The 23233-nt window shown below is 69.5% G+C and carries 20 protein-coding genes; 8 read left to right on the top strand and 12 right to left on the bottom strand.

Annotated elements, in window-relative coordinates; genetic code table 11:
* The first annotated feature begins 30 nt into the window (after nucleotides 1-30).
* The 4 genes from glgX to treY are packed head-to-tail and all read left to right on the top strand — an operon-like array spanning nucleotide 31 to nucleotide 9106.
* Nucleotides 31-2145 carry a glycogen debranching protein GlgX gene (gene glgX, locus DIE15_RS12880; RefSeq protein ID WP_124833428.1) on the top strand — a complete coding sequence of 705 codons (2115 nt, stop codon included), beginning with the start codon at nucleotides 31-33 and terminating at the stop codon, nucleotides 2143-2145.
* Nucleotides 2146-2154: 9 nt separating this feature from the next.
* Complete coding sequence (gene treZ, locus DIE15_RS12875) at nucleotides 2155-4035, top strand: malto-oligosyltrehalose trehalohydrolase (RefSeq protein WP_124833427.1); 1881 nt, start codon at nucleotides 2155-2157, stop codon at nucleotides 4033-4035.
* Nucleotides 4032-6335 (top strand): 4-alpha-glucanotransferase, encoded by a 2304-nt coding sequence (gene malQ / locus DIE15_RS12870; protein ID WP_124833426.1) that lies wholly within the window; start codon nucleotides 4032-4034, stop codon nucleotides 6333-6335. Before treZ ends, malQ begins: the two co-directional genes overlap by 4 nt.
* Nucleotides 6332-9106 (top strand): malto-oligosyltrehalose synthase, encoded by a 2775-nt coding sequence (gene treY, locus DIE15_RS12865; RefSeq protein ID WP_124833425.1) that lies wholly within the window; start codon nucleotides 6332-6334, stop codon nucleotides 9104-9106. Before malQ ends, treY begins: the two co-directional genes overlap by 4 nt.
* Before the next feature lie 145 nt (nucleotides 9107-9251).
* Here the strand turns inward: treY and arsN2 are convergent, their stop codons facing one another.
* From arsN2 to DIE15_RS12840, 5 genes are all read right to left on the bottom strand, one after another.
* Nucleotides 9252-9710 carry an arsenic resistance N-acetyltransferase ArsN2 gene (gene arsN2 / locus DIE15_RS12860; RefSeq protein WP_409364297.1) on the bottom strand — a complete coding sequence of 153 codons (459 nt, stop codon included), beginning with the start codon at nucleotides 9708-9710 and terminating at the stop codon, nucleotides 9252-9254.
* Between the two features lie 9 nt (nucleotides 9711-9719).
* Entirely contained in the window at nucleotides 9720-10442 is a 723-nt protein-coding gene (gene arsH / locus DIE15_RS12855; RefSeq protein ID WP_124833424.1) for an arsenical resistance protein ArsH, read from the bottom strand.
* Between the two features lie 21 nt (nucleotides 10443-10463).
* Nucleotides 10464-11534, bottom strand: a complete 1071-nt coding sequence (gene arsB / locus DIE15_RS12850) for an ACR3 family arsenite efflux transporter (RefSeq protein ID WP_124833423.1) — start codon at nucleotides 11532-11534, stop codon at nucleotides 10464-10466.
* Between the two features lie 74 nt (nucleotides 11535-11608).
* Entirely contained in the window at nucleotides 11609-12103 is a 495-nt protein-coding gene (locus DIE15_RS12845) for an arsenate reductase ArsC (protein WP_124833422.1), read from the bottom strand.
* A 22-nt stretch (nucleotides 12104-12125) separates the two neighbouring features.
* Entirely contained in the window at nucleotides 12126-12461 is a 336-nt protein-coding gene (locus tag DIE15_RS12840) for a helix-turn-helix transcriptional regulator (RefSeq protein WP_124833421.1), read from the bottom strand.
* Between the two features lie 209 nt (nucleotides 12462-12670).
* Between DIE15_RS12840 and DIE15_RS12835 the strand changes: the two genes are divergently transcribed.
* Nucleotides 12671-14284 carry a Fic family protein gene (locus DIE15_RS12835; protein ID WP_124833420.1) on the top strand — a complete coding sequence of 538 codons (1614 nt, stop codon included), beginning with the start codon at nucleotides 12671-12673 and terminating at the stop codon, nucleotides 14282-14284.
* Nucleotides 14285-14297: 13 nt separating this feature from the next.
* Here DIE15_RS12835 and DIE15_RS12830 read toward each other — a convergent pair whose 3' ends face one another.
* A complete protein-coding gene (locus DIE15_RS12830; protein WP_057927053.1) occupies nucleotides 14298-14543 on the bottom strand; it encodes a hypothetical protein in 246 nt (81 codons plus the stop codon).
* 119 nt (nucleotides 14544-14662) lie between these two features.
* Here DIE15_RS12830 and DIE15_RS12825 point away from each other — a divergent pair, with 119 nt between their 5' ends.
* A complete protein-coding gene (locus DIE15_RS12825; protein ID WP_124833419.1) occupies nucleotides 14663-15913 on the top strand; it encodes a phosphatidylserine decarboxylase family protein in 1251 nt (416 codons plus the stop codon).
* 26 nt (nucleotides 15914-15939) lie between these two features.
* Here DIE15_RS12825 and DIE15_RS12820 read toward each other — a convergent pair whose 3' ends face one another.
* The 5 genes from DIE15_RS12820 to DIE15_RS12800 all read right to left on the bottom strand — a co-directional run bounded on the left by DIE15_RS12820 (nucleotide 15940) and on the right by DIE15_RS12800 (nucleotide 18507).
* Complete coding sequence (locus DIE15_RS12820) at nucleotides 15940-16164, bottom strand: hypothetical protein (RefSeq protein ID WP_124833418.1); 225 nt, start codon at nucleotides 16162-16164, stop codon at nucleotides 15940-15942.
* A gap of 256 nt (nucleotides 16165-16420) precedes the next feature.
* Complete coding sequence (locus DIE15_RS12815; RefSeq protein WP_124833417.1) at nucleotides 16421-16762, bottom strand: DUF1488 domain-containing protein; 342 nt, start codon at nucleotides 16760-16762, stop codon at nucleotides 16421-16423.
* Between the two features lie 3 nt (nucleotides 16763-16765).
* Nucleotides 16766-17314, bottom strand: a complete 549-nt coding sequence (locus DIE15_RS12810) for a type 1 glutamine amidotransferase domain-containing protein (protein WP_124833416.1) — start codon at nucleotides 17312-17314, stop codon at nucleotides 16766-16768.
* A gap of 287 nt (nucleotides 17315-17601) precedes the next feature.
* Nucleotides 17602-17964 (bottom strand): DUF3022 domain-containing protein, encoded by a 363-nt coding sequence (locus DIE15_RS12805; RefSeq protein ID WP_057927056.1) that lies wholly within the window; start codon nucleotides 17962-17964, stop codon nucleotides 17602-17604.
* Nucleotides 17965-18054: 90 nt separating this feature from the next.
* Complete coding sequence (locus DIE15_RS12800; RefSeq protein ID WP_124833415.1) at nucleotides 18055-18507, bottom strand: hypothetical protein; 453 nt, start codon at nucleotides 18505-18507, stop codon at nucleotides 18055-18057.
* A gap of 144 nt (nucleotides 18508-18651) precedes the next feature.
* Between DIE15_RS12800 and DIE15_RS12795 the strand changes: the two genes are divergently transcribed.
* Together DIE15_RS12795 and DIE15_RS12790 are read left to right on the top strand one after the other, a co-directional pair.
* Nucleotides 18652-19002, top strand: a complete 351-nt coding sequence (locus tag DIE15_RS12795; protein ID WP_057927058.1) for a DUF3175 domain-containing protein — start codon at nucleotides 18652-18654, stop codon at nucleotides 19000-19002.
* A gap of 42 nt (nucleotides 19003-19044) precedes the next feature.
* Nucleotides 19045-20364, top strand: a complete 1320-nt coding sequence (locus DIE15_RS12790; protein ID WP_057927059.1) for a sodium:proton antiporter — start codon at nucleotides 19045-19047, stop codon at nucleotides 20362-20364.
* A 5-nt stretch (nucleotides 20365-20369) separates the two neighbouring features.
* Here DIE15_RS12790 and ligD read toward each other — a convergent pair whose 3' ends face one another.
* A complete protein-coding gene (ligD, locus tag DIE15_RS12785) occupies nucleotides 20370-23216 on the bottom strand; it encodes a DNA ligase D (RefSeq protein WP_124833414.1) in 2847 nt (948 codons plus the stop codon).
* Between the last annotated feature and the right edge of the window lie 17 nt (nucleotides 23217-23233).

The raw sequence follows: 23233 nt of genomic DNA, 5'->3' as shown, positions 1-23233 counted from the left end.
CCCGGCGCCCTCGACACGGAGACGATCCCCATGCCGACCGCCCTGCCTGCCCGTCTCCAACCCGGCCGCTGCTATCCGCTCGGCGCGGCCTGGGACGGTCTCGGCACCAATTTCGCGGTGTTTTCCGCGCACGCGCAGCGCATCCAGCTGTGCGTGTTCGACCCGACCGGGCGCAAGGAGCTCGCGCGGCTCGACCTGCCTGAATGCACCGACGAGGTGTGGCACGGCTACCTGCCGAACGCGCATCCGGGCACCGTGTACGGTTTTCGCGCGGATGGCCCGTACCAGCCGCAGCACGGCCATCGCTTCAATCCGACCAAGCTGCTGCTCGATCCGTACGCGCGCAAGCTGGTCGGCAACTTCCGCTGGTCCGATGCGCTGTTCGGCTATCGCGTGCATTCGAACCGCGCGGATCTGTCGATGGACCGCCGCGACTCGGCGCCCGCGATGCCGAAGGCCGTGGTCGTCGACGAGGCGTTCGACTGGCGCACCGACCGGCGCCCGGACGTGCCGTGGCGCAGCACCGTCATCTACGAGGCTCACGTGCGCGGCGCCTCGATGCGCCGCGCGGGGCTGCGCGCGCCGGAACGCGGCACGTTCGCGTCGCTCGCGCATCCGGCGTTCATCGATCACCTGCTGTCGATCGGCGTGACGACGGTCGAGCTGCTGCCAGTGCATGCGTTCCTGCAGCAGCGCGCGCTCGTGAACCGGGGCCTGCGCAACTACTGGGGCTACGACACGGCCGCGTTCTTCGCGCCGGAGCCGTCGTACCTGACGACGCGGCGGCTCGACGAGATGCGCATCGCGATCCGCCAGCTGCATGCGGCCGGCATCGAGGTCGTGCTCGACGTCGTCTACAACCATACGTGCGAAGGCAACGAGCTCGGCCCGACGCTGTCGTGGCGCGGCCTCGACAACGCGAGCTACTACCGGCTGCGGCCGGACGATCCGCGCTACCACGTCGACGAGACCGGCTGCGGCAACACGCTGAACCTGTCGCATCCGCGCGTCGTGCAGATGGTGATGGATTCGTTGCGCTACTGGGCGAGCGCGTTCAACATCGACGGCTTTCGTTTCGACCTCGGCGTGACGCTCGGCCGCGAGGATCACGGTTTCGAACCCGGCGCCGGGTTCTTCGACGCGTTGCGGCAGGACCCGGTGCTCGCGCAGCGCAAGCTGATCACCGAACCGTGGGATCTCGGCCCCGGCGGCTATCAGCTGGGCCGCCATCCGCCCGGTTTCGCCGAATGGAACGACCGCTTTCGCGACACCGTGCGGCGCTTCTGGCGCGGCGACGCCGGCCAGCGCCCGGAACTCGCCGCGCGGCTCGCGGGCTCGGCCGACCTGTTCAACCACCAGCGGCGGCGCACGTGGGCGTCGGTCAATTTCGTCACCGCGCACGACGGTTTCACGCTCGCCGATCTCGTGTCGTATGCGCACAAGCACAACGACGCGAACGGCGAGGACAACCGCGACGGCCGCGACGACAACTGCAGCGCGAACTGGGGCGCCGAAGGCGCCACCGACGATGCATCGATCCGCGACCTGCGCGCGCGGGTCGCACGCTCGATGCTCGCGACGCTGTTTACCGCGCTCGGCACGCCGATGATCGTGGCCGGCGACGAATTCGGCCGGACGCAGCACGGCAACAACAACGCCTATTGCCAGGATAACGAACTGTCATGGCTCGACTGGGACCTCGCGCGCAGCGACGAAGGCGTGCAGATGATGCGCTTCGTGTCGCGGCTCGCCGCGCTGCGGCGCATGTACACGGTGATGTCGGCGCCGCACTATCCGTCCGGCGACCGCGACGGCGCACCGGGCATGCACGAGATCGACTGGTTCGACGAGCGCGGCGACCCGCTGGCCGTGCCCGCGTGGGAAGACGGCGAACGGCGCGCGCTGACGATGCGGCGCGTCGGCACCGGCCGCACCGGGCGCACCGAGGCGTTGCTCGTGATGCTGAATGCGTCGACCCACACGATCCGGTTCAAGCCGCCGGCACCCGTGCTCGACTACCGCGTGCTGCTCGATACCGCGACGCCCGACGCCGGCCCGCGCGCCTGGCCGGATGCCGGCCTCGACGTCGTCGCGCACGCAGCCGTGATCGCGGTCGCGGCCGTGCCACCCGCCCAGCCCTCGTGAGGAGCCGCCATGACGTCACATACCGCCCATCCGCCCGGCACGCACGCATTCGCGTCGTCGTTCGGCGCGGCCTGCCTCGACGCCGAGCACACGCGCTTCCGGCTGTGGGCGCCCGCGAGCCGCACGGCCGCGGTGGAAGTGCACGGCGAACGGCGCGTCGAGATGCAGGCCGCCGGCGACGGCTGGTTCGAGGTCGTCGCGCCGTGCGGCGCCGGCACGCTGTACCGCTTCCTGCTCGACGACGGCCTCGCGGTGCCCGATCCCGCATCGCGCTTCCAGCCGGATGACGTGCACGGCCCGAGCCAGGTCGTCGATCCGGCCGCGTACCGCTGGCGCCACGACGCGTGGCGCGGCCGGCCGTGGCACGAGACGGTGCTGTACGAGCTGCACGTCGGCGCATGCGGCGGCTATGCGAACGTCGAACGGCACCTGGCCGACCTCGCCGCGCTCGGCGTGACCGCGCTCGAGCTGATGCCCGTCAATGCGTTCCCGGGTGCGCGCAACTGGGGCTACGACGGCGTGCTGCCGTTCGCGCCCGATGCGTCGTACGGGCGGCCCGAGGAACTGAAGGCGCTCGTCGACGCCGCGCACGGGCTCGGGCTGCAGATGTTTCTCGACGTCGTGTACAACCACTTCGGCCCCGACGGCAACCTGCTGCCGCGCTATGCGCCCGCATTTTTCCGCACGGACCGGCCGACCGCATGGGGCCCGGCAATCGACTTCTCGCGTGCGCAGACGAGCGCGTTCTTCATCGAGAACGCGCTGTACTGGCTCGACGAATTCCGCTTCGACGGCCTGCGCATCGATGCCGCGCATGCGATCGACGACGATGTATGGCTGCGGGAGCTGTCGCGCCGCGTGCGCGCGCATGCGGGCGGTGCGCGCCACGTGCATCTGGTGCTCGAGAACGAACGCAATGCGGCGAGCCTGCTCGGGCCCGACGGTTTCGACGCGCAGTGGAACGACGACTTCCACAACAGCGCGCACGTGCTGCTGACCGGCGAGCGCGAAGGCTACTACCGCGCCTATGCCGATGCGCCGCTGCGTCATCTCGCGCGCACGCTCGGCGAAGGGTTCGCATACCAGGGCGAGCCGTCGCCGCTGCACGACGGCGCACCGCGCGGCGAGCCAAGCGCGCACCTGCCGCCGACCGCGTTCGTCACGTTCCTGCAGAACCACGACCAGATCGGCAATCGCGCGTTCGGCGAACGGCTGCGCGCGCTCGCGAACGACGACGCAGTGCGCGCGGCGACCGCGTTGATGCTGCTCGCACCGCAGATTCCGCTGTTGTTCATGGGCGAGGAAGACGGCAGCACGCAGCCGTTCCAGTTCTTCGCCGACTATCGCGGCGAACTCGCCGATGCGGTGCGCGAAGGCCGGCGCCGCGAGTTCGCCGCGTTTTCCGCGTTCGCCGATCCCGCGCATCGCAGTGCGATTCCCGATCCGAACGACGTCGGCACCTTCGTGCGCTCGTCGCCCGGCCACGCGGACGCCACCGCCTGGCCCGACGCCGACGCGTGGCGGCGCTTCTACCGCAGCGCGCTGACGGTGCGCGCGGCGCTCGTGACGCCGCATCTGGCCGGCGCCCGCGCGCTCGGCGTCGATCTGTTGTCCGGCAACGGCAACAGCGGCGGCGGCGACGCGCAAGCGCTCGTCGCGCGCTGGCAGCTCGGCGACGGCAGCACGCTGACGATCGCGTTCAATCCCGGCTCGCACGATGCGGTGCTGCCTGCGCTGCCGGTCGGCAAGATCGTGTTCGAGACGCCGCCGCGCGCGCGCGACCGGCTCGCCGACCAGCGGCTGCCCGCACACACCTGCATCGCGTGGCGCGACGGCGCGGTCAACCACGATGCGCTGAGTCACCGCGCGAACGGGCACACGCGACCATGACGACCGACGTATCGATCGCCGAACTCGCGCGTGCGGCCGGGCTGGAGCCGGACTGGATCGATGCGGGCGGTGTCGCGCGACGGGTGGACGACGATGCGCTCGTTGCGCTCGTCGATGCGCTCGGCTGGCCGTGCGGCACGCCGAGCGAGCGGGCCGACAGCGCAGCCGCGCTCACCGACGCGCGCGACGCGACGCCGCGTGTCGTGACCGGGGACGCCGGCATGCCGCTGACGCTGCCGCGCAGTATCGCGCCGCCCGGCGCGCGCTTCCGGATCGCGCTCGAATCGGGCGGGCACGTCGACGGGCGCGTGGCCGGCGCAGGCAAACACGGCACGCTGCCGCCGCTCGCGCTGCCCGGCTATCACACGCTCGACATCGGCGAGCAGCGCATCGGGCTCGCGATCGCGCCGCCGCGTGCGCGGCCGTTCGATGCGGGCCGCGGCATGCCGGAAGCGCGGCGCCGGTGGGGCATCGCGGCCCAGCTCTACAGCCTGCGCCGCGCGGGCGACGACGGCGCGGGCGACTACACCGCGCTCGCCGGCCTCGCCGCGCGCGCGGCGCGGCATGGCGCACACGCGGTCGCGATCAGCCCGACGCATGCGGGCTATCCGGCGCTGCCCGAGCACGACAGCCCGTATTCACCGTCGTCGCGGCGCTGGCACAACGTCGCGTATCTCGACTGCGATGCGGTGCCGGGGGCCGATATCGTGCGGCGGATGAACGGCGCGGCAGCAGGTGACGTACACGCAGCGGATACGCCGCTGATCGACTGGCCGCACGTGCTGCCGCTGAAACTGCGACGCCTGCGCGCGTGCTTCGACGCGTGGCGTGCGAACGGCGAGCCGTCGCGCGACGCGTTCGAGCGGTTTCGCGCGGCGGGCGGCGCGGCGCTCGACGCGCATGCGCGCTTCGATGCGCTGCAGGCGTTCTGCATCGAACACGGGATCGGCGCGGACTGGCGGCAATGGCCCGCGCAATGGCAAATGCCGGCTTTGGCCGAGGCCGACGCGTTCGCCCATGCGCATGCCGAGACGATCGCGTTCCACACGTTCCTGCAATGGTGCGCGTCGGACGCGCTCGGCAACGCGCAGCAGGCGGCGCGCGACGCCGGGATGACGATCGGGCTGATCGCCGACCTCGCGGTCGGCTCCGATCGCGCGGGCAGCGACGCGTGGGCGCACGGCACGACGCTGCTGCGCGGCGTGTCGGTCGGCGCGCCGCCCGACCTGTTCAACGCGGACGGCCAGGCGTGGGGCGTGACGACGTGGACACCCGCCGCGCTGCGCGCGAACGGCTTCGCGCCGTTCGTCGACCTGTTGCGCGCGGCCTTCGCCCATGCGGGCGGGGTCCGCATCGATCACGTGCTCGGCTTCGCGCGGTTATGGATCGTGCCGGAAGGCCGGTCGCCGCGCGAAGGCGCGTACCTGCGCTATCCGGTCGACGATCTCGTGCGGCTCGTCACGCTGGAGGCGGCACGGCATCGCGCGGTCGCGATCGGCGAGGATCTCGGCACGGTGCCGGCGGGGTTTCGCGAACGGCTCGGCGCGCAGGGCATCGCGGGGATGCGCGTGCTGTGGTTCGAGCGGGAAGCGGACCGCGCATTTCGGCCGCCGTCGGCGTGGGATCGCGACACGATCGCGATGACGTCGACGCATGACCTGCCGACGGTGGCGGGCTGGTGGCATGGTGTCGATCTCGCGTGGCGGCGGGTCGTGGCGGGTGCGGTTACCGATGCCGATGCCGCCAAACATGCACGTGCGGCTGATGAAAGCAACCACACGCGACGAACCGCGAGTGCGCGCAACGCCGATGACGACATCGGTCGCACTGCAGCCGCACACGGCTCGGGCCGCGCCGAACGGAACAGTCCGGGTCTGCGTAATGACGATACCCCCGCTGCGGACGACGGCCGCAACGTGCCTTCCACACACGACGCGTCACCCATCGCCCCCGACCTCACAGCCGCCGAGGCCGAACGCGCCGCCGACCGCGCGGCGCTGTGGCACGCGTTGCAGCACGCACGCTGCGCGCCGGCCGGCGCGCCGATCCCGTCCGCCGACGCACCGCCCGTCAGCGCGATCCTTGCATACGTCGCGCGCAGCCCGTCGCCGCTCGCGATCGTGCCGCTCGAGGATCTGCTCGCACTGGACGAGCAACCGAATCTCCCCGGCCCGCCATGCGGCCATCCGAACTGGCTGCGCCGGCTGCCGCGCGCGGTCGACGCGCTGTTCGACGCCGACGCGCGCAAGCGCATCGCGGCGATCGAGCACGCGCGCCGGGCTCGGGAGGACGAAGCATGACGCCGCGCGCGACCCTGCGGCTGCAACTGCACGCGGGCTTCACGTTCGACGACGCGGCCGCGCACGCCGACTATTTCGCCAGGCTCGGCGTGAGCCACCTGTACCTGTCGCCGATCACGACGGCCGAGCCCGGCTCGCTGCACGGCTACGACACCGTCGACCATCGCGCGATCGGCGTGGAGCTCGGCGGCGAAGCCGGCTTCCGGCGCCTCGTCGACGCGCTGCGCGCGCACGGCCTCGGCGTGATCGTCGATATCGTGCCGAACCACATGGGCGTCGGCGGCACGTCGAACGGCTGGTGGAACGACGTGCTCGAATGGGGGCCGGCAAGCCCGTATGCACGTTACTTCGACATCGACTGGCATCCGCCCGATGCGGCGCTCGACGGCAAGGTGCTGCTGCCCTGCCTCGGCGCGTCGTACGGTGACGCGCTCGCGGCCGGCGACATCACGCTCGGCGCCGATCCGTCGGCCGGACGCTTCTTCATCGCATGCCCGGGCAGAACCCTGCCGGTCGCGGCGGCAACCTATGCGGAGATCCTGCGCATCGCGAACCGCGCGGACCTGAACGCGCTCGCCGAACGCTTCGCCGCCGCGACGGCACGCGGCAGCGCGCGTCTCGCGGCCGCGCACATGGCGCTGCGCGACTACGCCGCCGCCCAGGGCCCGCCCGCGTTCGACGCGATATTGCGCGGCGCCGATCCGCGCCGCGCACGCACGCGCGCATGCCTGCACCATCTGCTCGAACGCCAGCACTACCGGCTCGCGTGGTGGCGCACGGCCGCCGACGAACTGAACTGGCGGCGCTTCTTCGATATCGCGACGCTCGCGGCCGTCCGCGTCGACGATGAAGCGGTGTTCGACGCGGTGCACGCGCTACCGTTGGCGCTTCATGCGGCCGGCTATATCGACGGCCTGCGCGTGGATCACGTCGACGGCCTCGCCGATCCGCGCGCGTACTGCCGGCGCCTGCATGCGCGGCTCGCCGCGCAGCGCGACGAGCAGCCGTACGTCGTCGTCGAGAAGATCCTCGCGCCGGGCGAGACGCTGCGCGACGACTGGCGCGTCGCCGGCACGACCGGCTACGACTTCATGAACGACGTCGCCGCGCTGCTGCACGACCCGGCCGGCGCCGCGCCGCTCGCCGCGCACTGGGCAGCCGTGTCGGGATCGGCGCGGTCGTTCGCGCAGGAAGCGGTGGCCGGCAAGCGGCGCGTGCTGATGCGACAACTCGCCGGCGAGCACGAACGCGTCGCACGGGCGTTGCACCGCATCGCGCGCGCGGCCCCCGCGACGCGCGACATCAGCCGGATCGCGCTCCAGCGCGTGCTGGGCGAGCTCGCCGTGCACCTGCCCGTGTACCGGATGTACCCGACAGCCGGCGACGAGCCGACCTGCGCCGATCGCCGCGTGCTGGCGCACGCGTACGACGCGGCGTGCGCCGCGATCGATCCGTCCGACCGCTACGCGCTCGACCGCGTCGCCGGCTGGCTCGGGCTGCCGGGCACGCGCGTGCCGCGCGCGGATGCCGCGGCGCTGCACGCGGCGCGCGTCGCGTTCGCACAGCTCACCGCGCCGCTCGCCGCGAAGGGCGTCGAGGACACGGCCAACTACCGCTACGGCCGGCTGCTGTCGCGCAACGAGGTCGGCGCCGATGCGGGCGATTTCAGCCTGTCGCGCGGCGCGTTCCATGCACGCAACCGGCGTCGCGCGCGCACCGTCCCGCATACGCTCGTCGCGACCGCCACGCACGATCACAAGCGAGGCGAGGATGCGCGCGCGCGGCTCGCGGTGCTGAGCGAAGTGCCCGACGCATGGCACGCGGTGTCGCTCGACTGGTCCGCGCTGAACCAGCCGCACCGCGGCGGCGCGCATCGCGATCTCGCGTGGGCGCCGGGGCCGGCCGCGGAAGCGATGCTGTACCAGACGCTCGTCGGCTGCTGGCCGCCGCGGCTCGCACCCGACGATGCGGCCGGGCTCGCGGCGCTTGCGGAACGCGTGGTGCGCTGGCAGACGAAGGCGCTGCGCGAAGCGAAACAGCACACCGACTGGCTCGCCCCCGACGCGGACTATGAGCACGCTTGCGAGCAGTTCGTCCGCGCGATCCTGACGCCGCACGGCACGGGCGATTTCGTGCACCGGCTGCATGCGTTCGTCACGCGGATCGCGCCGGCCGGCGTCGTCAACAGTCTCACGCAGGCGGCGCTGCGGATGGCGTCGCCGGGCGTGCCCGACCTGTACCAAGGTACCGAGTCATGGGATCACTCGCTCGTCGATCCGGACAACCGGCGCGACGTGCCGTTTGCCGCGCTCGCGGCCGAACGGGTCGACGGGCAGGTCGCCGCGTATCTGCAGGATTGGCCCGATGCGCGCGTGAAGCGGGCGCTCGTCGAGCGGATGCTCGCGCTGCACACGCGCTGGCCTGCGACGTTCGCGGATGGCGCCTATGTGCCGCTGCGCGTGCGCGGCAGGCTCGGACGGCACGCGGTGGCATTCGCACGGTGCGACGAAACGGCAACGATCGTGGTGATCGTGACGCGGCTCGCGTGCAGATTGCTTGGCGAAGTGCCGGGGCTGCCGCGCATCGAGCCTCGGGAATGGGGCGATACGGCCGTGGTGCTGCCGCGCGGCGCCAGCGAGCAGTGGATCGACTGGCTGAACGACGGACGCGAAGCCGGAGCGCCGGACGGCACGATGCGGCTCGATCGCTGCCTGGCGGCGTTGCCGGTCGCGGTGCTCGTGGCAACCGATACGAACGGCCCGCAGCGGTAATCGATTTTGTGCAAATCGGCCCGAAAATAATCGTTTTTGCACGACCAAAATCGTTTTTCGCACAAAACAGGTTTCGCCAATCGATTTTGTGCAAGGACGAGCGGCGCCCGACACCAGCCGCCTCGCTGCGCTCCAGCCAGTCCGTTCAACACGCCAGCAACATCGCCGTGGCCGCATCCGGACATACCCCCTGAAACTGACTGGACGCCAGCAGCGGCCGCGGAACATCCTTGCGGGCCACAGGCACGAAACCCAAACCGGCGAAATAGTCTTCCGCGGTCGTCGTCAGCAACCCGATCGACTGGACCTCGCGCGCGCGGCACGCCGCGATCAGCCGCGCCACGATCGCGCGACCGTGACCGTTCCGTTGCGCATCCGATGCGACGGCGATCGACCGGATCAGCGCGAAGTCCCCGTAATATTCGATACCGCCGCATCCGGTCACGGCAGGCGGATCGACGAGCACGACGAAGTTTTCGAGGTGCGCCGCGACACCGGCGACAGGCAGGTTCGACGCGCGAAGCAATGCCTCGATCGCGGCCAGGTCGGACAACGCTGCGGAACGAAGTTGCATGACATCGACTCCCGATTGGATCGGCGGCATCGGTGCAGGTCAGATCCCGCGCTGATTCACCCGCTTCGACAATGCCTCCGCGCTTTCCTTGCGCTCGCTGTACCGATCGACCAGATACGGGCCGATGTCGCGCGTGAGCAGCGTGAACTTGACCAGCTCCTCCATCACGTCGACAACGCGATCGTAATAGGCCGACGGCTTCATCCGCCCCGCTTCGTCGAATTCCATGAAGGCCTTGGCCACCGACGACTGGTTCGGGATCGTCAGCATGCGCATCCAGCGCCCCAGCACGCGCATCTGGTTCACCGCGTTGAACGACTGCGAGCCGCCGCTGACCTGCATCACGGCCAGCGTCTTGCCCTGCGTCGGCCGCACGGCGCCGACCGACAGCGGAATCCAGTCGATCTGCGACTTCATGATCCCCGTCATCGCGCCGTGCCGCTCCGGCGAGCACCACACCATCCCTTCCGACCACATCACGAGCTCGCGCAGCTCGACGACCTTCGGGTGGCTCTCCGGCGCATCGTCGGGCAGCGGCAGGCCGCTCGGATTGAACACGCGCACCTCGGCCCCCATCGCCGTGAGCAGACGCTCGGCTTCCTCGACCAGCAGCCGGCTGAACGAACGTTCGCGCAGCGAGCCGTACAGCAGCAGGAAACGCGGCGGATGCGTGGACGACGACGCCGGCCGCAAGCGGCTCGCGTCCGGCACGCGGAAGAGTTCGGGGTCGAGTTGCGGCAGATCGGTCAGTCGGTCGGTCATGGCGGGATTTCCGTGGTTGGCTCAAGCGCGCTCGTACCAGCCCTTCGACCGGTTCACGATGCGCACCACCAGCAGCATGACCGGCACTTCGATCAGCACGCCGACGACGGTCGCCAGCGCCGCACCGGAGTGAAAACCGAACAGGCTGATCGCGGCCGCGACGGCGAGCTCGAAGAAATTGGATGCGCCGATCAGCGCGGACGGGCACGCGACGTTATGCTTCTCGCCCACCGCGCGGTTGAGCCAGTATGCGAGCGCCGCATTGAAGAACACCTGGATCAGGATCGGCACCGCGAGCAATGCGATCACCAGCGGCTGCTTCAGGATCGCTTCGCCCTGGAACGCGAACAGCAGCACGAGCGTGGCGAGCAGCGCGGCAATCGACCACGGGCCGATCTTCGCCATCGCGGCATCGAACGCGGCCTGTCCGTTGCGCAGCAGCCGCTTGCGCCAGATCTGCGCGAGGATCACCGGAATCACGATGTAGAGCAGCACCGACGTGAGCAGCGTCGCCCACGGCACGGTAATCGCGGACATCCCGAGCAGCAGCCCGACCAGCGGCGCGAACGCGATCACCATGATGCTGTCGTTCAGCGCGACCTGCGACAGCGTGAACAGCGGATCGCCGCCCGTGAGCCGGCTCCACACGAACACCATCGCCGTGCACGGTGCGGCGGCCAGCAGGATCAGGCCGGCGATATAGCTGTCGAGCTGGTCCGCCGGCAACATCGGCGCGAACAGCTGCCGGATGAACAGCCAGCCGAGCAAGGCCATCGAGAACGGCTTGACGAGCCAGTTCACGACGAGCGTGACGCCGATGCCCTTCACATGCTGGCGCACTTCATGCAGCGCGCCGAAATCGACCTTCACGAGCATCGGCACGATCATCACCCAGATCAGCAGCCCGACCGGCAGGTTGACCTGCGCGTACTCGATGCGGCCGATCCGCTGGAACAGGCCGGGCAGCAGCTGGCCGAGCGCGATGCCGGCGACGATGCACAGCGCGACCCAGACCGTCAGGTAGCGTTCGAAGAAGTTGATCGCGGGCTTGACGACGGCGTGGCGAGGCGGAATGACGTTGGACGTGTTCATCGGACAGGAGGAGTCGGGCTGGAGCTGGAGAAGGCACGCGGCACGCCGGCTTACATATGCCGCGATGCGACCGCTCAGTTTCGCGAAATGGCGGTCAATCCCGCCTGGAGTTCGGCGTGGCTCATGCGCTCGAGCGGCAGCGCGAGCAGCTGCAGCATCCGGTAGCCGAGCGCCTCGCGCGTCAGTTCGAACGCGAGCTGCTTGCCCGCATCGCCGCCCGGCGCGTTCGACGGATCGGCGTAGCCCCAATGGGCTTTCACCGGACTGCCGGGCCAGTACGGGCAGGTCTCCGCGGCTGCGCTGTCGCATACCGTGATGACGATGCGCATTTCCGGCGCGTGGTCGCCGACGAATTCGTCCCAGCTCTTGCTGCGGTATCCGGCGACGTCGACGCCGGCACGCGTGAGCGCATCCAGCGCGAACGGATTGAGCCGGCCGCTCGGTGCGCTGCCGGCGCTGTAGGCACGCACGTCGCGCCCGAGCTTCGCGGCCCAGTGGTTGAGCATCCCCTCCGCGAGCACGCTGCGCGCGGAGTTGTGGGTACAGAGGATCAGGACGTTGGTGGTCATCGGCGGGTGCGTGAGCGCGTGATTACGCGGGGTCGGAGCAGGAGGTCGAACAGGCGGAGGCCGGCGAGCACGGATTGCCGCCGCAGCAGTTCTCGGTGAGGTAGTCGATGAGCCCGTTCATCGTCGCGAAGTTCGCGCAATAGAACACGAAGCGGCCTTCCTGGCGGCTCGTGACGAGCTGCGCATGGGCCAGTTCCTTCAGATGAAACGACAGCGACGACGGCGGCACGTCGAGCAGCGTCGCGATTTGCCCGGCCGGCAAGCCCGACGGGCCGGCCTGAACGAGCGCACGGAAGACGGCGAGGCGCGACTCGTGCGCGAGGGCCGACAGGGCGGCGATGGTCTGGTTCGTTTCCATTTTTCGATAATACTCGAAATATGGAAACTATGGGAACCCACCCGCCCGGCGTTGCCCGATGGCCGCACCCTTGATCGCTTCACATAATCGATTTTGTGCAAATCGGCACGCGTATAATCGTTTTTGTACGCCCGTAATCGATTTGCGCACGGAATGGCCGTCAATAATCGATTTTGCGCGGAAGCTGACCCGACTGACAGGAGCTGCATATGGCCGAACTGCCCGACAATCCGATCGGTGCCGCGTGGCTCATGGCACATTGCGATGTCCATCCCATGGCACGGCTCCCTGTCATCAGCCGCTGCGGAGGGCGGCGTGCAACCGAAGCAGTCGACGGATACAGGCTCGAGACCTATCCGGATTCGATGCGTCCGACAGACGACATTGCAGCGCATTTCCAGTTTCATCTGCGCCATGAAGTGCCGCAACTCGAGTTTTTGGCTCGCCTGTTTGCGCGGCTGGCGCCGGCCTTCGTTCAGGACTGGGTTGATGCCGAGCCCACCGGGCAATACGCCCGTCGTGCCGCCTTCCTGTACGAATGGCTGACCGGCAACGCGCTGCGTGTTCCAGACCGGATGGGCGGCAACTATGTCGACCTGCTGGACGACGGCAAGATGGTCACTTCTTCGCGCGACCGCATCGTGAAAAATCCGCGGTGGCGAGTGAACGACAATCTTCCCGGCACACGCTACTTCTGCCCGACGCTCGTAAAAACGCCCGCTTTCGTAGAAGCCGCCGCGCTCGACGTGCCGCACCTGTTCGCCGATCTCACGGCGGAGTTCGGCGAGGATCTTCTGATGCGGGCTGCGGCGTGGATGACCTTGCGAGAAAGCAAGGCGAGTTTCGCCATCGAAGGCGAGGCCGATCGCATCACCCGGATTCAGCGCTTCGCTGACGTGCTGGCCAGGCGTACCGCACAAGGCGAACAACCACTGACGAACCGGGCGGCAGCCGAACTGCAGCGGGAAATCCTTGGCGAGCGCACCACCCTCACGCATTTCGGCTTCCGGCAGTCACCCGTATTCGTCGGAGAAACCGTCCGCTTCAACGAGATCGTGCACTACGTCGCCCCCTCGCAAGACGACGTGCCGGTCATGCTCGACGGACTTCGCGTATTCCTGGCGCGCACGGCCGGACAATCCCCGGTCATGCGCAGCGCCGTTGCGGCCTTCGGCTTTGTCTATATCCATCCGCTTGCCGACGGAAACGGTCGTGTCCATCGTTTTCTGATCAACGATGTCCTGCGGCGGGACGGCGCCATTCCAGAGCCCGTGATCCTCCCGGTATCCGCGGTCATCATGGACGATGCGGGCGAACGCCGCGGCTATGACAAAGTCCTGGACCACGTATCCGCTCCGCTGATGGCGCATGTTCGCGGGAACGTGTCGTTCGAAGCGGCTCAGACTGCCTACCCTGACGGTGTCGTCTCCAACTTCGCGTTCGGCGGCGAACACCAGGCGCAGCCGCTATGGCGCTACCCGGACCTCGGCCCGCACGTGCAGTATCTCGCCAATATCGTCAAGCGCACGCTGACTGAACAAATGCGCGAAGAGTCGCGCTATCTGCGCAGTCACGCGCGGGCTCGGCAGGCCGTCAAGGAAATCGTGGAGATGCCGGACCACCAAGCCGACCGCGTGCTCCGTTCGATCGAGCAAAACCAGGGGCAACTCAGCAACGTCCTGGCCAAGGAAATGCCGGTCCTGCAGCAAGTCGGCGTCTGGCCCGCCATCGTGGACGCAGTATCTTCGGCCTTTCGCGACGAGGAATCGACCGATCCCGCAGTCGTCGATCGCTATCGGCCGGAGCGGCCGGCGGGACAATAGTAAGCGCGCGACGTCACGACCACTCTTCCGGCGGCATCGCGCCGCCGTCGTCCTCCCAATGCGGCTCGGCCGCCCCTTCCCCGTGGCCCGTCGTGATCTTCCCGCCGCCGCGTTCGTTGCGCCGCCCACCGTCACGCGACGTCGCGGCACGTACCCGCGCCCGCGTGCGTGTCGGCGCCACGGTCCGCTGCTCGCCGCCACGGCGCTCGCCGGTCGAAGCCGCATCCTTGGTCTGTCGCGCATTCGAAGCTGCGTTCATGGATCCTCTCCTGTGTGATTGATCGAAGCCGGTCGCCCGAACGCCGCAATTTCGGTGCCGCGCGCCGGGCAAGCGTCTTGCTTCCCGCGTTCGTACCGCAACCGTTGCCGGAGGCGACCATGCCGACAGACCACAGCGCACCGCCCGCGATGCGCCATCGCCTCGGCGAATGGATGGCCCGCGAGGAATCGCATATGGCCGCGTACCGCGAAAAAATTGCGAACCAGGCGCGCGCGCATGCCGGCGAACGGCTGCGCACGCCGGCCGTGCAGGCGCTCGCGCGGCTGTTCGACGACGACGCGGTGCTGCGCATGAGCCTCACCCGCGCAATCGACGAGGCGCTCGAATCGGGCCGCACGCTCGGCTACGCATCGATCGGCGAGTTGATGACGGTGATCGATCACCTGATGACCTATACGCCGCCGTTCAGCGAAACGAGCCTGATCGTGTGCCCGTTGAACGCGTTCCTCGACTGGCCGATGTGCATGCCGTCGGGCCACGCGGTGTTTCGCGACGCGACGGTCAACGCGCACCTGAAGGACGTGCTGAACGTGTGGTGCGACTTCCTCGGCGGCCCGCATTCGTGCACGCATCTCGACACGTCGGCGCCCGACGGCTGGTTCTGCGACGAAGCGTGCAAGCGCCTCGGGCTGTCGCAGTTCCAGTATCGCGAGAACCAGCCGCACTGGGGCTTCGACTCGTGGAACGACTTCTTCACGCGCCGCTTTCGCGCGGGCGCGCGGCCGATCGCAGCGCCGGACGATTCGCACGTGATCGTCAGCGCATGCGAGGCCGCGCCGTATCACGCCGAATCGAACGTGAAGCTGCGCGACACGTTCTGGATCAAGGGCCAGCCGTACTCGCTGCGCGACATCTTCACGCCCACGCGGCTGCCGCTCGCCGAACGCTTCGTCGGCGGCGACCTGTACCAAGCGTATCTCAGCGCATACAACTATCACCGCTGGCACGCGCCGGTGCGCGGCACCGTCACGCACGCCTACCGGGTCGACGGCACCTACTATTCGGTCGCGGAAGCGGAAGGCCCGGACCCGGCCGGGCTCAACGATTCGCAGGGCTACATGACGGCCGTGGCCGCGCGCGCGGTGGTCGCGATCGAGAGCGACGATCCGGGAATCGGCACGGTGGCAGCCGTGTTCGTCGGGATGGGCGACGTGTCGTCGTGCGTGATCGAGGTCATGCCGGGCCAGCGCGTCGACAAAGGGGACGAGATCGGCTATTTCCAGTACGGCGGCTCGACCTTCTGCCTGCTGTTCGAGCCCGACGTGATCGACCGCTTCCTGCAAGCGCCGCCGTTCGACGGCGATACGCCGGTCGTGCAGGTCAACGCGTCGGTCGCGATCGCGCGCTGAGCGACGCCAAGCGACGCCGGGCGACCTCACGCGTCGGCGCTGCTGAATCCACGCCCGACCTGCCGCTGCATGCACTGCACGATCGACAGCCCGTTCGGCGTCAGGGCGAGCCGGCGCGCGCCCGATTCGTCTGAATGTATCTCGATCAGGTGTTGCTCCATCAGCGAGACGATGTCTTCGCGGTCGGCCTGGATCTGTTCCGGCGCGCGGAGTACCAGGAACAGCGCGGCAAATTCATGGGCGGTCAGCATGTTGTCTCCCTATTGGCTCTTGGCGCGATGCGGTGGCCGCATCGCGATGGCGCGGCCGCGAATCGTGCGCCGCAATCGGGAATACATGCAGGGAGCGTGCCAGTATGTGGGAAAACGAAGCTCCAGGAGCAGCCGGCGCGCGGCGCGATCTGTCACTCCAGGCCGCTCGGGAGCCGCTGCAAAGTTTTCAACGGCATGTAATGGCGCGCCAACAGGAGCATGACGCGGAACCCGTGCTCGAGCCACTTTGCGCGGCTCACGACTTCCGCGAGCGGGCCAGCCCGGCCCGCGCGGTATTGCCCGCCGCGTTGTCGCGCGCACGGAAATAGCCACTGTGCAGTTCCACACCGCCCTTGCCATCGGCGAGCACGTCCTTGCACGCTGCCTCGATGCGCGCGCGGCCGCGCTCGAACGCGTCGCGCAAGTCGTCTTCCAGCGCGGAGCGCGCACCGAAATGATCCTCGAGTGCTTCCACCGTGATCGCGCACGTCAGCGGCTTTCCGTCGACGTCGACGACGAAGCGCATCTGCAGCGTCGCGCCGTCGAACTCGGGCGGCGCATCGGTCAGCGTCACGTGGTGAACGGAATCGGCCGGCATCGCTCACGCTCCGTGCGACGCGAGACACTGCACCAGCGCGCCGTTGAATGCGGGCAGGTCGTCGGGCATGCGGCTCGTGATCAGGTTGCCGTCGCGCACGACCTCCTGGTCGACCCACTTGCCACCCGCGTTGCGAATGTCGTCCCGCAGGCTCGGCCAGCTCGTCATCGTGCGGCCGTCCACCAGCCCGGAAGACACGAGCAGCCAGCCGCCGTGACAGATCGCCGCGATGGGCTTGCCCGCGCCGACGGCCGCGGTCACGAATTCGCGCGCGGCCGGCAGCATCCGGATCGTGTCGCCGTTGACGACGCCGCCCGGCAGCACGACCGCGTCGTAGTCGCCTTCGCGCGCATCGTCGAACGTGCGGTCGACCTTCACGCGCTCGCCCTTGTCGACGTGCCTGAGCCCCTGGATCTCGCCGCGCTTCTGCGAAATCACGTCGACCTGCGCGCCTTCGGCCATCAGCGCGCGCTGCGGTTCGACCAGTTCGGCTTCCTCGAAACCGTCGAGCGCGAGTATCGCTACCTTGCATTGGTCCAGCTTGCCGGTCATGGAACGCTCCCTGTCGTGTTGCGGCACCCGTCGTGCCGTGTCCGTGGCGCAGCAAGCGGCGTGCCGCGCCCCTGCGGATTCGGGCAGTACGACCCCGTTTCGGTGGGGCGCGACCCGCAATCGGCGATCGACGGTGCGCGGGCGTGCCGCCTCGCGGCGTGCGCCGGCCGCGTCACATCGCGCCGCGCGGCATCTGCAAAGATTTCAACGGAATGTGTAACGCGTCCGCATTCAGCGGGATCGCCAGCGGCCTTCGTACGAGGTGCGCCCGGGCCGCCCCGCCGCGCTCACTGCAGGTGACGCGCCGCGTCGAGCATCGCGTCGGTCAATTCGACCGTCAGCGTCAAGTCGTCGGTCACGTCCGGCAGCGCGTCGAGCGTGGCCTGCACGCTCTCGTGCAGCATCGCGTGCACGCGCATGCGCGCGCCTTCGTCGAGGTCCGCGTAGCGCTCCATCGTGTCGCAGTCGAGCGCGAGCACGACCGAGTGCCGCGCGGTATCGGGCGGCGCATCGGGCGGGAGCGCCCACGCCGCCTGAAACATGATCCTGCCGGTCTCGACGTCGAGATGAACGGTCGTGTCGAGTTCGTCGGTATCGACATCGCTGTCCAGGTCGCTCGGGTCGAACGAGGTCCGGTCATTCGATTGCATGATGTCCTCCTGCGTGGTGGCGGCATGCCGGCCCCCGGCCCGCGTCCGCCATCGCGCCGCGCCGGCCGGGCCGGCGCGGCGCCGTGATCGTCAGTAACCGCTGGAGCCCGCGCTGCCGGTGCCGCCCGTGCCGGTGCCGCCCTGGCCCGCGCCCATGCCGCCCGTGCCGGCGCTGCCCATCCCGGTCGCGCCCGCCCCCGCGCTACCGCCGCCGTTGGCGCCGCCCGTGCTGCCGCTGCTGCCGGTACCGGCACCGCTCGGGCCGCCCGGCTTGGCGGGCACGTGCGGGCGGCCGTGCGAACGTGTGCCGCGCGGCTCCTGCATGCGAGTTGCCGGCGGCGGCGTGGCCGTATTGCCATTCGACATGGCGCCGCCGGTGTCCTGTGCCGACGTATCGGGCGGCGACAGGATCGGCGCGCCGGTGCCCTCGCCCGGGCGCTGCGAATTCTGTGCCCACGCGGCCGGTGCGGCGGCGACTAGCGCGACGGCCGCGCACGCGACGATGCGGCACGCGGCAGATTTCGATTCGGATGCTGCGTTCATGAAATGTTCTCCCTCGATGGAACCGCTGTCGTGGAAATGCCTGCGCATACGATTCAGCAAGGCCCGTGCCGTCAACGATGCGCGGCACGCGGCTTGCGACGCCCACGACCAGTCATCCATCCCGATTCCGTACGGAGTCCTGCCATGCCTTCAGCTTCCCATCCGCACGGCAAACGCGCGACCCGCCGCGCGGGCCGTGCGCGCAGCAACGACCCGCATCACCGCAAGCGCTGGTCCGCCGGCGTCATGCAGAAAAGCGATGCGCTCGACCTCGAGCCCGAAATCTTCAAGTCCGACGATCCGGGCAAGATCGCGGCGTCTCTCAAGCGTTCGGCCGAACACAGCCGCCGCCGCAAGGCGTCGCCGTTTCAGTCGGCGATGTCGATGCTGAACTTCTACGTGAACCGCGCGGGCCGCAATCTGCCGAAAACACGCCGCGCGACGCTCGAACGCGCGAAGCGCAAACTGCGCGAGGCGTTCGGCCGCAAGCCGTGACGCCACGCGCCTGCTCCCTATCGACCTGCTCCGCTCGCCCGCATGCATGAAACGCAGTGGTATCTGATCGTCGGCGCGGTGCTGATGGGTATGGGCATCGCGACGTCGGCGCTGCGTCGTCTGCCGTGCAGCGCCGCGATGATCTATCTCGCGCTCGGCGTCGCGCTCGGCCCGTCCGGCGCCGGGCTCCTGCAGCTCGACATCGAGCGCGACGCGCAACTGCTGCGCGAGATCGTCGAGGTCGCGCTGCTGGTGTCGCTGTTCGCGATCGGGCTGCGGCTGCGCGTGCCGCTGTCCGACACACTGTGGCTCGTGCCGTGCCGGCTCGGCCTGCTCGCAATGATCGCCACGGTGCCGCTGCTCGCCGGCTGCGCGGTGCTGACGCTCGGGCTCGGCTGGGGCCCCGCGCTGCTGCTCGCGGCAATCCTCGCGCCGACCGACCCGGTGCTCGCGCACGACGTGCAGGTGCACGATCCGGGCGATCGCGACCTGGTGCGCTTCGCGCTGTCCGGCGAAGGCGGGATGAACGACGGGATCGCGCTGCCGTTCGCACTCGCCGGCCTCGCGCTGTGCGGCGCGCCCGACACGCCGCACGCGCGGCCCGCGCTGTCGGGCTCGTTCGCGCTCGCCGCGCTGTGGGGCATCGCGGGCGCGGCCGTGATCGGCGGCGTGCTCGGCGCGGCCACCACCAAGGCGATCGGCTGGCTGCGCACCCGCTATGCGCAGGCGCTCGGCTTCGAAAGCTTCTTCGCGCTCGCGCTGATTGTGCTGTCGTTCGGCGCCGCGCAACTCGCGCATGCGTTCGGCTTCATCGCGACGTTCGCCGCGGGCGTCGCGATGCGCCGCGTCGAGCATCGCGCGAGCGGCGACCGCCGGCCGCGCGAAGTGATCGGCCGGATCGATTCGGAAGACGTGGTCGCCACCGAGAAACATCCGGAAAAAGTCCACGCGTTCATGGCCGAATCGGTGCTCGATTTCACGATCGAGCTCGAACGGATCGCGGAAGCGCTCGTGATGACGATGATCGGCAGCGTGCTCGGCACGCTGTCGGCGCCGCTCGTCACGTGGGGCGCGGTTGGGCTGGCCGTCGCACTGTTCGTCGCCGTGCGGCCGCTCGCGGTGCTGCTGACGCTCACCGGCTCGCGCGCGACGCATGCACAGCGGCGGCTGATGGCCTGGTTCGGGATACGCGGGATCGGCTCGTTCTACTACCTGCTGTTCGCGCTTGAACATGGGCCGTCCAGCGCGGTGCGGCCGCTCGCGGCACCGGTGCTCGCCGTCGTGTCGGCATCCGTGATCGCGCACGGCATATCCGCGACGCCGCTGATGGACTGGTATTACCGGCTGCAGCACCGGCGCTGACTGCGTCACGACGTACCGAGCCGCGCGCGCATCTGCGCGGTGATCCGCTGGCGCGTATCGTCATAGCCTTCCCAGGGATCGCGCTTGAGCCGGTCGAGGCGTGCGTGCAGCGTGTCGATCGTCCATTGCGCGCCGCCCGTCGTGTCGGGCACCTCGTCCCAGCGCAGCGGCACCGACACGCCCATCCCGGGCCGCGCGCGCGCCGAATACGCGGCGATTGTGCTCGCGCCGCGGCCGTTGCGCAGGTAGTCGATGAAGATCTTGCCGCGCCGGTGCTTCGGACCCATCGTCGCGGTGAAGCGATCGGGCAGCGCGCCCGCGACGTGCTGCGCGACCGCGCGCGAAAAATCCTTAACGTCGTCCCATCCCATGTGCCGCGTGATCGGCACGACGACGTGCAGCCCCTTGCCGCCGCTCGTCTTGCAGAACGACGCGAGACCCAATTCATCGAGCAGCCCGCGCACGAGCTGCGCGGCCTCGATCATCGCGCGCCACGGCAGCGCCGGATCGGGATCGAGGTCGAACACGATGCGATCCGGCCGCTCGATGTTCGACGCGTGCGCGTTCCATGTATGCAGTTCGATCGTGCCCATCTGCGCGGCGCCGAGCAGCGCGTCGACGCTGTCGAGCGACAGCAGCGAGCCATGGCCCGGATCGAGCCCCTCGTGCTGCGTGACGAACGGGATCTCGCGGCGCTCCGCGTGCTTCTGGAAGAACAGCTCGCCCGCGATGTCGCCGGGCGCGCGCACGAGCGACACGGGCCGGCCCTTCAGGTCCGGCAGCAGCCACGGCGCCACCCATTTCCAGTAATGCGCGAGATCGATCTTGCGCGTGCCGCTATGCGGATCGAGCACGCGATCGGGATGCGTCATGCGCACGCGGCCGAGCTGGTCGGAGCGGGTATCGTCGGCCGCAGCGCGGAGGGATGCGCGTGAACGCGCAGGGTGCTTGCGGTCGCCCGAATCGCGATCGGCGTGCGACGCGTGCTTGCGTTCGTTGTCATGCGCGATTTGACGCGGGTCCATCGCCACCTCCGTTTCCGTATGCTTCGATACTTCGCGTACGATCTGCACCGCCGGCTTGTCCTCGCGCAACGCGATGAACGCGGCCTGGCGCACGATACCGTCGCCGGTCCATTCCGCGAATTCGCATTCGGCGACGAGCGTCGGCTCGATCCAGTGCACGCGCGTGCGCGTGCGTTCGCGCGGCGGTGGATCGAACGGCGTCGTGTCGCGCTTGTGCTTGCGCAGGATCGCCGCGAGCCGGTCGAGCATTCGCGCGTCGAAGCCGGTGCCAACGCGGCCGACATAGCGCAGCGGCATCGGCCCGCGCCGCCGCCTGCCGTCCGGCGCCGGTTCGTGCACGCCGAGCAGCAGCGCGCCGAAGCCGTGCCGGCTGCCGGACGGCTCGGTATAGCCGCCGATCACGAACTCCTGCCGGCGCCGGCACTTGAGCTTGATCCAGGCGGGCGAGCGGCCGGCCCGATAGCGCGCGTCCGCACGCTTGCCGATCAGCCCTTCGAGGCCGGTATCGCACGCGCTCGCGATCAGCGATGCCACGTCGTCGCCGAGATCGGGCGAAAAGCGCAGCCGCGCGGGATCGCTGTCGGCGAGCAGCGGTTCGAGCAACGCGCGGCGCGCGGTGAGCGGCGCGTCGCGCAGGTCGTAACCGTCGAGACAGGGCAAGTCGAACACGAACAATGTGACCGCGTCCGAATGCCCCGCGCCGAGCGCATTCTGCAGCGCCTGGAAATCGGGAAGACCGTTCCCGCCGAGCACGACGGCCTCGCCGTCGAGCCAGGCGTCGTCGACGTCGAGCGCCGCGAGCGCGTCGCGTTGCGCGCGCAGTTTCGCCGTCCAGTCGCGGCCTTCGCGCGTCATCAGCTTCACGTGCCGGCGCGTGCCCTTCCCCGAAATGCACGCGAGGATTCGGTAGCCGTCGAACTTCAGTTCGTAGCGCCAGTCGCCCTGCGTCGGCGGACCGTCGACCAGCGTCGCGAGCTGCGGTGCGACGCGTTCGGGCAGCGGTGCGCGCAGAGCGCCTTCGATAACGGAAGGATCGGCGGGCAAGCGGGCGTGGTCGTCGTGGCGTGCGGCGCGGTTGCCGCGTTTGTCGCGTTCGCCGGTCTTGTCGCCCCGGCCACGCTGCGAACGGCGCGCACGCGTCGAACCGCCGCTGGAGTCCGCCCGCGCCGCCGACGCCTGCGCCGACGCCGACGCCGACGCCGCACCATCATGCACGCTCCCCGGCCGCTCGCCGACGACGTCGAATCCATCCGCGCCGCGCGCGTCGTCGTCGCGCTCCTTGATCAGCAGCCACTGCTCCTGCCGCCCCTGCTGGCGCCCGCTGCGCACGAGCGCCCAGCCGCCGTGCAGCTTTTCGCCATCGAGCCGGAACGTCAGCTTGCCCGCGCGGTAGCCGTCGCGCGCCTGCGCGAGGCCGCCGTCGGGCGTCCACGTGCCTTCGTCCCACACGATGACCGACCCCGCACCGTAATGCCCGGCCGGAATCTCGCCTTCGAACGATGCATATTCGAGCGGATGATCCTCGACATGCACGGCGAGGCGTTTCACCGACGGATCGAAGCTCGGCCCCTTCGGCACGGCCCACGACTTCAGCGTGCCGTCGAGTTCGAGCCGGAAGTCATAATGCAGGCGCCGCGCATGATGCTCCTGGATCACGAAGCGCAGCGGATGACGGGAGCGCGAAGCCGGCCGCGCATCGGGCTTTGCGTCGGGCTTTGCGCTGGCCTTCGCGCTGGCCTTCGCACGCCGGCGTCCATGCGCGCCTTCGGGCTCCGGCGTCGCACCGAAGTGGCGTTTGCGGCGATACGGATCGAGCTTGCCGGCCATCGCGTCACCTCATGTCG

The organism is Burkholderia sp. Bp9031 (assembly GCF_003857965.1).
GTDB classification, from domain to species: Bacteria; Pseudomonadota; Gammaproteobacteria; order Burkholderiales; family Burkholderiaceae; genus Burkholderia; species Burkholderia ambifaria_A.
The sequence above is the reverse complement of the archived record's forward strand: the minus strand, read 5'-3'. Positions and strand labels throughout refer to the sequence as shown.

What these genes read in the sequence shown, in the direction of transcription:
- glgX (WP_124833428.1), top strand. Translation starts at nt 31, where the DNA reads ATGCCGACCGCCCTGCCTGCCCGTCTCCAACCCGGCCGCTGCTATCCG.
- treZ (WP_124833427.1), top strand. Translation starts at nt 2,155, where the DNA reads ATGACGTCACATACCGCCCATCCGCCCGGCACGCACGCATTCGCGTCG.
- malQ (WP_124833426.1), top strand. Translation starts at nt 4,032, where the DNA reads ATGACGACCGACGTATCGATCGCCGAACTCGCGCGTGCGGCCGGGCTG.
- treY (WP_124833425.1), top strand. Translation starts at nt 6,332, where the DNA reads ATGACGCCGCGCGCGACCCTGCGGCTGCAACTGCACGCGGGCTTCACG.
- arsN2 (WP_409364297.1), bottom strand. Translation starts at nt 9,710, where the DNA reads ATGCCGCCGATCCAATCGGGAGTCGATGTCATGCAACTTCGTTCCGCA.
- arsH (WP_124833424.1), bottom strand. Translation starts at nt 10,442, where the DNA reads ATGACCGACCGACTGACCGATCTGCCGCAACTCGACCCCGAACTCTTC.
- arsB (WP_124833423.1), bottom strand. Translation starts at nt 11,534, where the DNA reads ATGAACACGTCCAACGTCATTCCGCCTCGCCACGCCGTCGTCAAGCCC.
- DIE15_RS12845 (WP_124833422.1), bottom strand. Translation starts at nt 12,103, where the DNA reads ATGACCACCAACGTCCTGATCCTCTGTACCCACAACTCCGCGCGCAGC.
- DIE15_RS12840 (WP_124833421.1), bottom strand. Translation starts at nt 12,461, where the DNA reads ATGGAAACGAACCAGACCATCGCCGCCCTGTCGGCCCTCGCGCACGAG.
- DIE15_RS12835 (WP_124833420.1), top strand. Translation starts at nt 12,671, where the DNA reads ATGGCCGAACTGCCCGACAATCCGATCGGTGCCGCGTGGCTCATGGCA.
- DIE15_RS12830 (WP_057927053.1), bottom strand. Translation starts at nt 14,543, where the DNA reads ATGAACGCAGCTTCGAATGCGCGACAGACCAAGGATGCGGCTTCGACC.
- DIE15_RS12825 (WP_124833419.1), top strand. Translation starts at nt 14,663, where the DNA reads ATGCCGACAGACCACAGCGCACCGCCCGCGATGCGCCATCGCCTCGGC.
- DIE15_RS12820 (WP_124833418.1), bottom strand. Translation starts at nt 16,164, where the DNA reads ATGCTGACCGCCCATGAATTTGCCGCGCTGTTCCTGGTACTCCGCGCG.
- DIE15_RS12815 (WP_124833417.1), bottom strand. Translation starts at nt 16,762, where the DNA reads ATGCCGGCCGATTCCGTTCACCACGTGACGCTGACCGATGCGCCGCCC.
- DIE15_RS12810 (WP_124833416.1), bottom strand. Translation starts at nt 17,314, where the DNA reads ATGACCGGCAAGCTGGACCAATGCAAGGTAGCGATACTCGCGCTCGAC.
- DIE15_RS12805 (WP_057927056.1), bottom strand. Translation starts at nt 17,964, where the DNA reads ATGCAATCGAATGACCGGACCTCGTTCGACCCGAGCGACCTGGACAGC.
- DIE15_RS12800 (WP_124833415.1), bottom strand. Translation starts at nt 18,507, where the DNA reads ATGAACGCAGCATCCGAATCGAAATCTGCCGCGTGCCGCATCGTCGCG.
- DIE15_RS12795 (WP_057927058.1), top strand. Translation starts at nt 18,652, where the DNA reads ATGCCTTCAGCTTCCCATCCGCACGGCAAACGCGCGACCCGCCGCGCG.
- DIE15_RS12790 (WP_057927059.1), top strand. Translation starts at nt 19,045, where the DNA reads ATGCATGAAACGCAGTGGTATCTGATCGTCGGCGCGGTGCTGATGGGT.
- ligD (WP_124833414.1), bottom strand. Translation starts at nt 23,216, where the DNA reads ATGGCCGGCAAGCTCGATCCGTATCGCCGCAAACGCCACTTCGGTGCG.